Origin of the sequence: Nocardia sp. NPDC050793 (genome assembly GCF_040654065.1) — a bacterium.
Taxonomy (GTDB): Bacteria; Actinomycetota; Actinomycetes; order Mycobacteriales; family Mycobacteriaceae; genus Nocardia.
On the sequence record NZ_JBFAHG010000001.1, the window covers coordinates 214,714 to 227,396 of the forward strand.

Genomic DNA, 12,683 nt, shown 5'->3' on the forward strand with positions numbered 1-12,683 from the left:
CACAGGAGAACTCACATGTCACGCTCGGTCTTCACCCAGACGCTGAAGGAACAGCGGCGCGGCCTGATCGGCTGGTCGATCGGCCTGGCCATCGTCCCGATGATGTATCTGCCGTCCTACCGGTCGCTGCGTGACCAGGGCACGCTCGACATCGGGCAGAACACGATGTACGACGCCATGGGGCTCAGCGATTTCGCCAGCGCCACCGGCTATCTGAACTCCACGGTGTTCTCGCTGATGGGGTTGCTGCTCATGGTGATCTTCGCGGTCACCTTCGCCACCCGGTCGGTGACGCAGGAGGAGAACGGCATGCTCGATCTGCTGCTCGCCCAGCCGATCGACCGGAAAAGCCTGCTGGCGCAACGGTTCGCGGCGCTGGCGGTGCAGATCGCGGTGGTCACCTCGGTGCTCACGCTGAGCGTCTTCGCCGGCGCGAACAGCGGCGGACTCGACATCGCCGGCGGGCACATCGTCGCCGCGAGCGCGGGCCTCGGTCTGCTGGCCCTGCTGATCGGGGCGATCACCCTGCTGCTCGGCGCTGCGACCGGAAAGCGGGCGCTGACACTGGGTTTCGCGGCGCTGGTCGCGGTCGCGGGCTACCTGGCCAACAACCTCGGCGGCATGTTCGACGGGGGCGAATGGCTGCGCAGGCTCTCGCCGTTCTACTACGCCAACGGCCACTCGCCGCTGGTGAACGGGGCCGACCTGGGCCACCTCGCGGTGCTCGTGGCGCTGGCGGCCGTGGTCGTCGCCGCCGCGCTGGCCGTCTTCGACCGCCGCGACCTCGCGGTGTAACCGCACCGCACGGGGCGGGCCGACACGGCCCGCCCCGTTTTCCCGTTTCTTCCGCACGAAAGGGATACTCGACCGATGACCAGCACGGAACACGACCAGGCGGCGCCCACTCCCGAACAGTTGGCCTTCGTCGAGGATTTCGCGCTCGTGCTCGAACGCATGGGTCTGGTCCGGATGACCGGTCGCGCGGCGGGCTGGCTGCTGATCTGCGATCCGCCCGAGCAGACCTTCGCCCAGATCGCCGACGCGCTACAGGCGTCCAAGGGCTCGATCTCCAACTCGCTCAAGCAGTTGACCACCATGCGCTGGGTCGACAAGAGCTCCAAACCGGGCGACCGCAAGGACTACTACTCGATCCGGCCGGGCATCATGCCGGAGCTGATCCGCGCGCAGAGCAGCCAGTACACCGACCTGACCGCGATGACCGCACGCGGGCTCGCCCTGTTCGACGATCCGCACGGCGAACAAGCCGCGCGGGTCCTCGACATTCACGAGTTCTTCGTCTGGCTGAGCAAGGAGATGCCCGCCCTGGTCGACCGGTGGTACGCCGAGCACCGGTCGTGAAGCCGCGCCGCCGGATGAACGCTCAGGCGAGCATCTTGGCCTTCAGTGCCGCGAGGTCGGCGTCGGTGCGGCCGAGGCCCTCGCCCGCACCGGCGTCGAATCCGCCGTAGGTCCGGTTCACCTGATCGGACGCGGCGTCCAGTCAGGCCGCGGCGGCCTCGAAGCGGGACAGCGCCAGCAGACGCGAGATGGCGCGCAGGTACTTCTTCCGGTAGCCGCCGTCGAGCATCTCCTGGGAGAAGATCTCGTCCAGTTTGGCGCCCGAGACGGTGACCGGGACGCTGGCGTCGTAGAGGCGGTCGGCCAGCACCACGATGCGCAGCGCGACGGCCTGGTCGGTCACCGGATGCACGCCGGAGATGAACACCGCCGAGAGATCGGAGATCAGCGCGCCGTACTTGGAGGGGTGCAGCGTGCTCAGGTGCTTCAGCAGGTCGTCGAAGTCGTCGAGCGTGGAACCCGATGTGGCGGAAGCTCGTTCGGCGAGCTCCTCGGCCGAGGTCGGCTCCGGCGCCGGCGGCAGGTCGCGGTGGCGGTAGTCGGGGCCGTCGACGCGCACGGCCTCGAAGATCGCGCCGAGCTTCTTGATCTCGCGCATGAAATCCTGTGCGGCGAAACGGCCCTCGCCCAGCTGGCCGGGCAAGGTGTTGGAGGTGGCGGCGATCGAGACGCCGCGGGCGGACAGCTCGGTCAGCAGGCGCGAGACCAGCATGGTGTCGCCCGGATCGTCGAGTTCGAATTCGTCGATGCAGAGCACGCTGTTGCCCGCGAGCCGTTCCACGGCGTTGTTGAAGCCGAGCGCGCCGACCAGGTTGGTCAGCTCGCCGAAGGTGCCGAAGGATTTCGGCGCGGGCGCGCTGTGGAAGATCGAGGCGAGCAGGTGCGTCTTGCCGACGCCGAAGCCGCCGTCGAGGTACAGACCCGCGCCGCTGACCGGCTTCTTCTTGCCGAACAGACCCTTCTTGCTCGCGGCCTTGTGGATCTTGGCCACCTGCCCCGCGAAATCCTCGGCCTTGCGCACGGCCGCGGCCTGGCTCGGCTCTTTGGGATCCGGGATGTAGGAAGCGAAACTGACCTCGTCGAACATGGGCGGCGGCACCATTTGAGCGACGAGCTGGTCCGCCGGAACCTCCGGATGGCGATCGACAAGGCGTTCTTGCATGGACGAAGCCTAATGACGTGGTGTGATCTGACTTCATGCAGCGTATCCACAATGCGATCCAGCTCACAGAGCTCAGCCGAGACGATCTGGCCAAGCTCTACGCCTATCCCCTCCATCTCGACGCGCCCTGGGTGAGGGCGAATTTCGTCGCCAGCATCGACGGCGCCGCGACCAGCGACGATGTGACAGCGGGCCTCGGCACCCCGGCCGACAAGACGGTCTTCATGCTCCTGCGCGAACTCGCCGACGTGGTGCTGGTCGGCGCCGGCACCGTCCGCACCGAGAACTACGGCGGCGCGCGCACCAGCGCCACCCGCCGCAGGGCGCTCTACGACCGCGGGCTCGGCGGGCACCGGGACGGCGCGCCGCCGCCGATCGCGGTGGTCACCGCGAGCGCCGCGCTGGAACCGGGCTGCCGTCTGTTCACCGACACGGCGGTGCCGCCGCTGATCATCACCACCAGCACCGCGCCCGCGGACCGCAAGCAAGCGCTGGCCGAGGCGGGCGGCGTGGTGATCGAGGCGGGCGGCGTCGCGGTGACGCCGAAGGGCCTGCTGGCGGCGCTGGCCGAACGCGGGCTCACCCGCGTGCTGTGCGAGGGCGGCCCGCACCTGTTCGGCGAGCTGCTGGAGGCGGACGCGATCGACGAGCTGTGCCTGACCACCGCGCCGGTGCTGGTCGGCGGCACGGCCCGGCGAATCTCGCTGTCCGCGCACGAGTTCCGGATGCCGATGGAGCGCAGGCACATCCTGCTCGACAAGGACGGCACGGTGCTGACCCGGTGGGCCCGTCGATGAAACCCGCGTCCGAACCTGGCAGGCTGTAACGCATGCGCTGGACTCGAGCCGCCGTGCTGGCCTCGGCACTGTCGATGATGATCGCCGGATGCGGTGCGGGCCCGTCCGATCGTCCCGTCGTCGCGGTCGAGCACCCGGCCGTCGGCCGCGGCGAGCCCTCGACGCCTGCGCCGCCCCCGCCGCCCGTGGCCGAGCCGCCCAAAACCGATCTGAGCTGGCGCGACTGCACCAAGCCGACCCTCGATCTGCTCGGCCTCGGACCCGCGCCCGCCGGTCTGGTGCTCGACTGCGCGGAGTACTCCACGCCGATCGATGCGGGGGGCAACGTGCTCGGCAGCTTCCGCACCGGCGCGATGCGGGCCCGGCTCGCGCAGACGCCTGCCGATGCGGCGCCGCTGGTACTCACCTCGGGCACGGACCGCTCCTCCACCGCGACGCTGGCCGGTCTCGCCGTCGGACCGGCGAGCGCGCTGCTGACCGCGCGCCCGATCGTCGCGGTGGACCGGCGCGGCCTCGGCACCTCGCAGCCGATCGACTGCCTGCCGCCCGACATCCGGCGCGGACTGGCCGACAACGCCCAGTTCGGGCCCGGCGCGGCGGACCCAGTGCAGGCGGTGGCCGCGCTGAGCCGCGAGGCGACCATCTCCTGTCGCGATTTCCTGCAGCCTTACGAGGGCACCTTCGACGCACCGCACGCGGCCGACGACATCGAACAACTGCGCAAGCAGTGGCAGGTCGAGCACATCGACCTGCTCGGCACGGGCAACGGCGCGCGGGTCGCGCTCAGCTACGCGCGCAGGTTCGGCGATCACCTGGCCCGGCTGGCGCTCGACTCCCCCGAGGCAGCGGGAGCCGACGCCGTGACGGCCGAGGAGCAGCGGCTGCAGGGCGCCGAGGCGGCGCTCACCGCGTTCGCCCAACGCTGCGTCGGGCTCGGTTGCTCGCTCGGCCCCGACCCACGCGCGGCGATCACCGACCTGGTGCGCCGGGCGGGCGAGGGCGGGCTCGGCGACGTCTCCGCCAACGCGCTGCTCACCACGATCAGCGGTTTCCTCGGCGGTCCGCGCGCCGACCAGGCCAATCGGGTCGCCGAACTGGCCGACGCGCTCTCGGCGGCCGGTCGCGGCGATCGGGCCGCGCTGGGCAACCTGGTGCTGCGCGAATCGGCGGCAACCGCGAGCGACGGCCAGTTCGTCAATCGCTGCACCGACATCCAGCAGCCGCCGACCCCGACCAAGGCGACCGAGCTGATGGGCACGTGGGGGCAGAAGTACCCGGTGTTCGGCAGAAACGCGGCGATCGCACTGATGGACTGCTCGGCGTGGCCGGTCGCGGGCGCCCCGCCGCTGCCGGAGAAGTTCACCCTCCCGGTGCTGGTGCTCGGCGGCATCGCCGACCCGGTGGTGGGCAACGGCGGACAGGCGTCGGTGACGGGTGCGCTTGGCGCGGCGGGCGCGCGGCACGCGTCGGTGAACTGGCAGGGTTGGGGCCATCCGGTCTTCACCCATTCCGGTTGCGCGCAGCGTCTTTTGCTCGACTACCTGAAAGAGGCGCGGCTTCCGCAGGACGGCAGCGCCTGCCCTGCCTGACCGGGCGCTTCATAGCCGTTTCACATGGGCGGCCCCAGGCACGCCGAGACATATCCCGGCAACCTGCGCGCCGCCCATCCGGTGTACCGTGCCCCAGTGTTACTTCGACAGCTCGAGCCTCGCACCGCTCGCACCACCGCCGAGGTGATCAAGTTCGCACTCTGGCCCCTCGCGGTCATGACGGTGCTGAATAGGGTATTCATCAAGGCTGTCAACGGGTTCATCACCGACGACTACAAGCCGGTCTACAACGCTTCGCTGGCCTTCCTCAACGGCCGCCCCGTGTACACCGCCAACTTCGACTCCGTCGATCCGCACTACCTCTACCCGCCGGGCGGAACGCTGCTCATCGCGCCCCTCGCGCTGATCGACCCCGAGAAATCGCGCTGGTGTTTCATCCTGCTCAACGCGGCCGCCATTCTGCTCGCCTGGTACCTGCTGCTGCGCCTGTTCAAGTACACGCTGAAGTCCGTGGCCGCGCCCGCGCTGCTGCTGGCCATGTTCATGTCCGAGACGGTCATCAACACGCTGGTCTTCACCAACGTCAACGGCTGCATCCTGCTGGCCGAGCTGCTGTTCCTGCACCTGCTGCTGGCACGGCGCGATCTGTGGGCTGGCGCGGTACTCGGATTGAGCATCACGGTGAAACCGACGCTGGCGCCGCTGGTGCTGATCGCGGCGGCGCGCGGACAGTGGAAGGTGTTCCTCACCGCCATCGGCGTGCCGGTGGCGCTCACCGCGGCTGCCTGGCCGCTGCTGAAGGACGCCGATCAGTTCTTCACCAGGACACTCCCCTACCTGCTGGAGACCAGGGACTACTTCAACAGCGCGATCGCGGGCAACGCCGCCTACTACGGCCTGCCGGACGCGCTGACCTGGGGTATCCGCCTGACGATGGCCGCGCTGGTCGCGATCTCGCTGTGGTTGCTCTACCGCTACTACCGCGAGGACGAGCTGTTCTTCGTCACCACGTCGGCGGGCGTGCTGCTCACCGCGTCGTTCCTGCTGCCCGGTCTGGGCCAGATGTACTACTCGATGATGCTGTTCCCGTTCCTGATGACGGTGGTGCTGCGCAATTCCGTGCTGCGCAACTGGCCCGCCTGGCTGGCGATCTTCGGATTCATGTCCTACGACAAGTGGCTGTCGGACCGCTTTCAGAGCCTGGGACGCAACCTCGAGTACCTGCGCATCACGTTCGGCTGGGGCCTGCTGCTCATCGTGGTGTTCTGCGTGCTCGGTGATCGGTACCTGGCCGCCCGGCGGGAGGGCCGCCTGCCGTTCGGCATCGACCCGGTCTGGATGAAGAACGCGCCGGACAGTCGCGACGCCGCAGAGCCCGCCGCGGTCGCGGCCGAACCGCTGCCGGATTCGCCCAGGTCACACTATGGCTCGGAGCCCGTGGAGGAGAAACGTATTAGCGTGGAGCAATGAGTTCCGACGCCGAAACGTCTCTACCCGCGCCGCGGATCCAGCTGACGCCGCAGCAGTGGCGGGGCAAGCTGGATCCCGAGGAGTACGCGGTGCTGCGCGAAGCCGCGACCGAACGTCCCTTCACCGGGGAGTACACCGATACCAAGACCGAGGGCGTGTACAGCTGCCGCGCCTGTGACGCCGAATTGTTCCGCAGCACCGAGAAATTCGAGTCGCACTGCGGCTGGCCCTCGTTCTTCGATCCGGCGAAGTCGGACGCGGTGATCCTGCTCCCCGACGATTCGCTGGGTATGCACCGGGTCGAAGTGCTGTGCGCGAATTGCCACAGCCACCTCGGCCACGTCTTCGAGGGCGAGGGATATCCCACGCCCACCGACCAGCGCTATTGCATCAACTCCATCGCGCTGCGGCTGCACCCCTCGGACAGCGCAGCCGGATAGCCGACCGAACGCTCAGCGCAGAATACGGGTCCGTCGACAAGCCCCGCATGCCCCGAAAACTCGGGGCATGCGGGATGTTCCAGCGATCAGGCCTCTTCTCGATCGGGCCTCTTCCGATCAGGGCGCTTGTCGATCAAGGGGCTTTTCGATCAAGGGGCTTTTCGATCAAGGCAGCGCCGCGATGAGCTTGTCGACATCGACCCGCGGGCCGGTGAAGAACGGCACCTCTTCGCGGACGTGCAGCCGCGCCTCGGTGGCGCGCAGGTCGCGCATGAGATCGACGATCCGGTGCAGTTCCGGCGCCTCGAAGGCGAGAATCCACTCGTAGTCGCCGAGCGCGAACGCGCTCACGGTGTTGGCGCGCACGTCGGGGTAGCCGCGGGCGGCCTTGCCGTGGTCGGCCAGCATCTTGCGCCGCTCCTCGTCGGGCAGCAGGTACCACTCGTAGGACCGCACGAACGGGTAGACGCAGATGTAGTTGCCCGGATCCTCGCCGGCCAGGAAGGCCGGGATGTGGCTCTTGTTGAACTCCGCCGGGCGATGCAGCGCCACGTTGCTCCACACCGGGGCGCTGGCCCGGCCCAGCTCGGTGGTCCTGCGGAAGTCCGCGTACGCGGCCTGCAGGTCCTCGACCCGCTCGGCGTGCGTCCAGATCATGAAGTCGGCGTCGGCGCGCATGCCCGCCACGTCGTAGATGCCGCGCACCACCACGTCGCGCTCGGCCAGTCCGTCGAAGAACGCCCGCGCCTCTTTGACGGCCGCCTCGCGATCCTCGCCGAGCACACCGGGCTCCACCTGGAACACCGAGAACATGAGGTAGCGGATGGTGGAGTTGAGTGCTTGATAGTCGAGTCGCGCCATGATTCCTATCGTGCCACTGCGACCGGGACGACCTGCCGTTCGGGGCGGCCTCGGCCCTGTCTCGAAGTGCGGCCGGATGCCTCCGTGGCTCAGATCGCCGCCTGGCAAGGCGGAGTAGGAGCCGATACCGAGGGTTCGCTGACGGCGACAACGCTGCTGGGCGGCGATCCGGGCCCGCGGAGGCGCCGGATGGGACTTCGAGACAGGGCTCAGGACTTCGCGGGTGCGGACAGTGACTCGGCGATGCGGCGTGCGGCGGTTTCTCCCGACGCGACGCAGGCCGGGACACCGACGCCGTGCAGGTACGCGCCCGCCAGCGCGATGCCGTCGAGTTCGGCTGTGGCGGACTCGATCTCGGCGATGCGGTCGACGTGGCCGACGGCGTACTGGGCCAGGCCGCCCGGCCAGCGCTGCACGATCGCCTCGACCGGGTCGATGACGGCGCCGGTGACGGTGGCCAGGTCTTCGGTGGCGGCGGCGATCAGGTCGGCGTCGGACCAGGACAGCGGGGCGTCGTCGCCGAATTTGCCGAACGAGGCGCGCACCAGCGCGGTCTCGCGCTCGGCGAGATGCGGCCATTTGCGGCTGGAGAGGGTGAAAGCCTTGGCGCGCAAAGACTCTCCGGTGGCGACCAGGATGCCGGAATTGTCCGGCAGCGCGGTGTCCTGCGGCAGCGACAGCGCGACGACGACGGAGGAGGACAGTTCGATCCCGGCGGCCGCGTCCGCCGCTTCGGGCGCGACGTAGCGGAGCAGCCGCGCGGTGACCGGCGCCGGTGTGGCCAGCACCACGGCGTCGACGAGGCCGAGTGGATCGAGCACCCAGCCGCGGGAGGCGCGCGCGAGCCGGGTGGCCGGGGTCGCGGTGACGAACCGGGCGGCCGCCGCGTCGGCCAGCGCGTCGAGCAGCACCCGGTACCCGTCGCGGATGCCGCCGAACACGGGCGCGTCGGACGGCGGCGGCAGCGCGGCCGCGACGGCGTGGGTCAGACTCGGCGCTCCGGCGTCCAGGGCGGCGGCCAGACCGGGCAGTGCGGCGCGCACGCCGATGGACTTGGAGCTGCCCGCGTACACCCCGCCGAGCAGCGGATCCACGCTGCGCTCGGCGACCTGGGCGCCGAAACGATCGGCGACCAGGCTGTACACGTCCTGGTCGGCGTCGGGGTACCAGGTGAGGGCGCGGTCGGGTTCGGCGGCGATGCGGTCGAGCGTGTCGGCGTCGACCAGGCCGCGCATCGTTTCGGCGTCGGAGGGAATGCCCATGAGAGTGCGCGGCGGCAGCGGGTGCGCCGCGCCGCCCGCCCAGACCAGCGGACGTCGTCCGGCGGGCGTCACGAGCTGATCCGTCAGGCCGAGTTCGCCCAGCAGGGCGGGCACCTCGGGCCTTCGCCCGACGAACGCCTCCGCCCCCAGGTCCAGCGGTTCCCCGCCGACGTCACCGGTGTAGAGAATGCCGCCGAGCCGTTCGGCGCGGTCCAGCACCACGATGTCGGCGTCCGCACCCAACCGCGTGCGCAGCCGGTATGCCGCAACGAGACCACTGATTCCACCGCCGACAATCGCGATCCTCATGTCTGCGACGGTATCCCGCCCGCCGATCACCCCCTCCGCCGCCCCGCCGCGCGTTCGCTCCCACAGACGCTCGTACGCCGCACAGCGTTGCCTGCGCTGTGCCGGGTATGAAAGTCGTGTGCCGAGGCAGGACCAGTGCGAGGGGCTGGGTCAGAGTTCGTGGACGAGTTCGACCAAGGCGGTGAGAACGCCCGGGTCGGTGTCCGGGAGGACGCCGTGCCCGAGGTTGAAGATGTGACCCGCCGCGCCCATCGTGACGGCCTCGTCGGCCTCCGCCGCGATGCGGCGGGCCTCGGCCTCGACGGCCACCGGCCCGGCGAAGAGGATGGCCGGATCCAGGTTGCCCTGCAAGGCTTTTCCGGCGCCGACGCGGCGCACCGCCTCGGTCAGCGGAACGCGCCAGTCGACGCCGACCACGTCGGCGCCCGCTTCGCCCATCGCGCCGAGCAGTTCGCCGGTGCCGACGCCGAAGTGGATGCGCGGCACGCCCGCGTCGGCGATCTCGGCGAACACCCGCTCGGAATGCGGCAGCACGAAAGTGCGATAGTCGGCGAGCGAGAGCGCGCCCGCCCAGGAGTCGAACAGCTGCACCGCGTCCACGCCGGCCGCCAGCTGCGCCTGCAAGAACACGATGGTGATATCGGTGAGCGCGCCGAGCAGCTCGTGCCAGGTCTTGGGGTCGGCGTGCATCATCGCCTTGGTGCGCTCGTGATGCTTGCTCGGCCCGCCCTCGACCAGGTACGAGGCGAGGGTGAACGGGGCGCCCGCGAAACCGATCAGCGGCGTCTGGCCCAGTGCGTCGGTGAGCAGTCGCACGCCCTCGGTGACCGCGCCGACTTCCTCCGGCCGCAGCCGGGGTAGCGCGCGCACGTCGTCGTGGGTGCGCACCGGAGCGGCCACCACGGGGCCGACGCCGGGCACGATGTCGAGGTCGATCCCGGCCGCCTTGAGCGGAACGACGATGTCGGAGAACAGGATCGCCGCGTCGACGCCGTGCCTGCGGATCGGCTGCATGGTGATCTCGCACACCAGCTCCGGGTCGAAGCAGGACTCCAGCATGCCGATACCGGCGCGCAGTTCGCGGTACTCGGGCAGCGAACGTCCGGCTTGGCGCATGAACCACACCGGGCGCCTGCTCGGGGCGGCGCCGGTGGCGGCGGCCAGGAACGGGGCGTCGGTCAGGCGGCGGCGAGTGTAGGTGCTCATCACCGCTATCGTATGCGCGCCCGGCGGGGGCTCAGGAGCCGGAGTGCGGCAGCGGCGGACCGGACGAAACAGGCCGTCATGCGGCCGTAGCGGCGCGCCTCCGACCGCGCCGGTGGCTCGAGGACTACCGTCGTTTTCGTGACACCGCTCGACTTCCGCGACGGCGCCGCACCGACCGAAGGCCCCCAAGGCGAGCCAGCTCCGTTTCGCGCCGCGGTCGAGGCGATGGGCACCGCAACCGTGCATCCTCGGATCGAGCTCGCGCCCATCCGGCCGCCGCAACGCCTGGCGCCCTTCTCCTACGCCATCGGCGCCGAAGTCAAACATCCCGAAACCCCGGTAGTTCCAGTCGATTCCGAGGGTGACGCGTTCGGCAGGCTGATCCTGTTGCACGACCCGGACGGCGACGACGCCTGGCACGGTGTGTTCCGTCTGGTCGCCTATATCCAGGCCGACATCGACGCCACGCTGGCCACCGATCCGCTGCTTCCCGAGGTGGCCTGGAGCTGGCTGGTGGACGCGCTGGAGTCGCGGACCGAGCCGTTCACCGCGCTCGGCGGCACCGTCACCTCGACCAGTTCGGTGCGCTACGGCGACATCGCGGGCCCGCCGCGCGCCCACCAGTTGGAGCTGCGCGCCTCGTGGACCGCGCTCACCACGGAGATGCGGCCGCACGTGGAGGCGTTCTGCGAGGTGCTGGCCTATTCGGCGGGTCTGCCGCCCGCCGGGATCACCGATCTGCGCCCACAGTCGTATACCAGCAACGACCACAACTGACCACAACGTAAAGTTCAGGTCTATGCCGGTAGGAGACCAGCCCGAGGATGGGCGCGCGGGAGACAGCACAGCGGAACCTCTGCTCGCCCCCGTCGACGGAGTGCCACCGGTCCTCGCCACGCCGGAGGAGGTCGCCGCGGCGGCCGCGACACTGGCGGGCGGCACCGGCCCGCTCGCCGTCGACGCCGAGCGCGCCTCGGGATTCCGCTACTCCGCGCGCGCCTACCTGATCCAGCTGCGCCGCGCGGGTGCGGGCACCTTCCTGATCGACCCGATCCCGGTGACCGACGGGCTCGCGCCGCTGGCCGAGGCGATCAACGATCTGGAGTGGGTGCTGCATTCGGCCGATCAGGATCTGCCGGGTCTGGCGGAACTGGGGCTGCGTCCCGCGCGACTGTTCGACACCGAGCTCGGCGGTCGGCTGGCCGGATACGAGCGGGTCGGGCTGGCGGCGATGGTCGAGCGGCTGCTGGGCCGGGCGCTGCGCAAGGGCCACGGCGCGGCCGACTGGTCGACCCGCCCGCTGCCCGCCGACTGGCTCAACTACGCGGCCTTGGATGTGGAGCTGCTGCTCGAGCTGCGCGCGACGGTCGCCGCCGACCTCGAGGCGCAGGGCAAGACCGATTGGGCGGCACAGGAATTCGAACACATCAGGACGACGGAGCCGCCCGCGCCCAAGGCCGACCGGTGGCGGCGCACCTCCGGCATCCACACGCTGCGCCGCGCGCGGCAGCTGGCCATCGTGCGCGAGCTCTGGACGACGCGGGACGGGCTGGCCCGCGCCCGCGACGTGGCGCCCGCGCGCATCCTGCCGGACTCGGCCATCGTCTCCGCCGCGACCGCCGACCCGCGCACCATCGCCCAGCTGCGCACCCTCCCGGTATTCGGCGGGCCGCGCCAGCGCCGGTATTCACGCGAGTGGCTCGGCGCCGTCGACCGCGCCCGCGCGCTGCCGGACAGCGAACTGCCCCCGCTCACCCAGCCGTTCGACGGCCCGCCCCCGCCGAACCGCTGGGAACGCCGCGACCCGATCGCCGCGGCCCGCCTCGCCCGCGCCCGCGCCGCGATGGGCGAACTCTCGCTCGAGCACTCCGTCCCGGTCGAGAACCTGCTCTCCCCCGATCTTGTCCGCAGACTCTGCTGGGACGGCCTGCCTGAATACGACCGCACCGACACCGCCGAACTCGCGGCCGCGATCGACGGTTTCCTCAAGTCCGGCGGCGCCCGCCCCTGGCAGCGCGAACTGGCCGTACCGCGCCTGACCGCCGCGCTGACCCCAACACCCGCCTGACCCGACGTCTGCGCACAGACCCAACGCCCGCCCGGCTGCTCGGGCGTCTGCTGGCCGTGCCCGGCACAGGTCACTGGACCCGCTGCCCACCTGACCCGCCATCCCGCCGGACCTGACGTCGTCTCACCAGACACGACATCTATCCGCGGAGGCCGCCGCGCCCGATACCTGCCCGCCAGACCCGGTGCGCGCGCTCGGC

12 protein-coding genes are annotated in these 12,683 nt (G+C 70.4%); 8 read left to right on the forward strand and 4 right to left on the reverse strand.

Annotation, left to right across the window (positions count from 1 at the left end):
* Positions 1-15: 15 nt before the first annotated feature.
* Together AB0H50_RS00840 and AB0H50_RS00845 are read left to right on the forward strand one after the other, a co-directional pair.
* A complete protein-coding gene (locus tag AB0H50_RS00840; RefSeq protein ID WP_357444656.1) occupies positions 16-795 on the forward strand; it encodes an ABC transporter permease subunit in 780 nt (259 codons plus the stop codon).
* A 75-nt stretch (positions 796-870) separates the two neighbouring features.
* The gene (locus tag AB0H50_RS00845; RefSeq protein ID WP_357444659.1) at positions 871-1,359 is read left to right on the forward strand and encodes a winged helix DNA-binding protein; all 489 of its coding nucleotides are present in this window, start codon (positions 871-873) and stop codon (positions 1,357-1,359) included.
* A 142-nt stretch (positions 1,360-1,501) separates the two neighbouring features.
* Here the strand turns inward: AB0H50_RS00845 and zapE are convergent, their stop codons facing one another.
* Complete coding sequence (zapE, locus tag AB0H50_RS00850) at positions 1,502-2,521, reverse strand: cell division protein ZapE (RefSeq protein WP_357444662.1); 1,020 nt, start codon at positions 2,519-2,521, stop codon at positions 1,502-1,504.
* Positions 2,522-2,556: 35 nt separating this feature from the next.
* Between zapE and AB0H50_RS00855 the strand changes: the two genes are divergently transcribed.
* From AB0H50_RS00855 to msrB, 4 genes are read left to right on the forward strand one after another with little or no spacing between them, the layout of a single operon-like run.
* Positions 2,557-3,318, forward strand: a complete 762-nt coding sequence (locus AB0H50_RS00855; protein ID WP_357444665.1) for a pyrimidine reductase family protein — start codon at positions 2,557-2,559, stop codon at positions 3,316-3,318.
* A gap of 32 nt (positions 3,319-3,350) precedes the next feature.
* Positions 3,351-4,907 (forward strand): alpha/beta hydrolase, encoded by a 1,557-nt coding sequence (locus AB0H50_RS00860; RefSeq protein WP_357444668.1) that lies wholly within the window; start codon positions 3,351-3,353, stop codon positions 4,905-4,907.
* 24 nt (positions 4,908-4,931) lie between these two features.
* Entirely contained in the window at positions 4,932-6,338 is a 1,407-nt protein-coding gene (locus tag AB0H50_RS00865; RefSeq protein WP_357444671.1) for a glycosyltransferase family 87 protein, read from the forward strand.
* Positions 6,335-6,778, forward strand: coding sequence for a peptide-methionine (R)-S-oxide reductase MsrB (msrB, locus tag AB0H50_RS00870; RefSeq protein ID WP_357444674.1), 444 nt, complete (start codon positions 6,335-6,337; stop codon positions 6,776-6,778). Before AB0H50_RS00865 ends, msrB begins: the two co-directional genes overlap by 4 nt.
* Before the next feature lie 165 nt (positions 6,779-6,943).
* Here the strand turns inward: msrB and hemQ are convergent, their stop codons facing one another.
* From hemQ to hemE, 3 genes are all read right to left on the reverse strand, one after another.
* A complete protein-coding gene (gene hemQ, locus AB0H50_RS00875) occupies positions 6,944-7,639 on the reverse strand; it encodes a hydrogen peroxide-dependent heme synthase (protein WP_357444677.1) in 696 nt (231 codons plus the stop codon).
* Between the two features lie 209 nt (positions 7,640-7,848).
* The gene (locus tag AB0H50_RS00880; protein WP_357444678.1) at positions 7,849-9,210 is read right to left on the reverse strand and encodes a protoporphyrinogen oxidase; all 1,362 of its coding nucleotides are present in this window, start codon (positions 9,208-9,210) and stop codon (positions 7,849-7,851) included.
* Positions 9,211-9,360: 150 nt separating this feature from the next.
* Entirely contained in the window at positions 9,361-10,425 is a 1,065-nt protein-coding gene (hemE, locus tag AB0H50_RS00885) for a uroporphyrinogen decarboxylase (protein ID WP_357447134.1), read from the reverse strand.
* 216 nt (positions 10,426-10,641) lie between these two features.
* On the opposite strand from hemE, the gene AB0H50_RS00890 reads away from it, so the two are divergent.
* Positions 10,642-11,193, forward strand: a complete 552-nt coding sequence (locus AB0H50_RS00890; protein WP_357447137.1) for a DUF3000 domain-containing protein — start codon at positions 10,642-10,644, stop codon at positions 11,191-11,193.
* Positions 11,194-11,215: 22 nt separating this feature from the next.
* Positions 11,216-12,484: a ribonuclease D gene (locus AB0H50_RS00895; RefSeq protein ID WP_357444681.1), complete on the forward strand. Its 1,269-nt coding sequence runs from the start codon at positions 11,216-11,218 to the stop codon at positions 12,482-12,484.
* Positions 12,485-12,683: the final 199 nt, after the last annotated feature.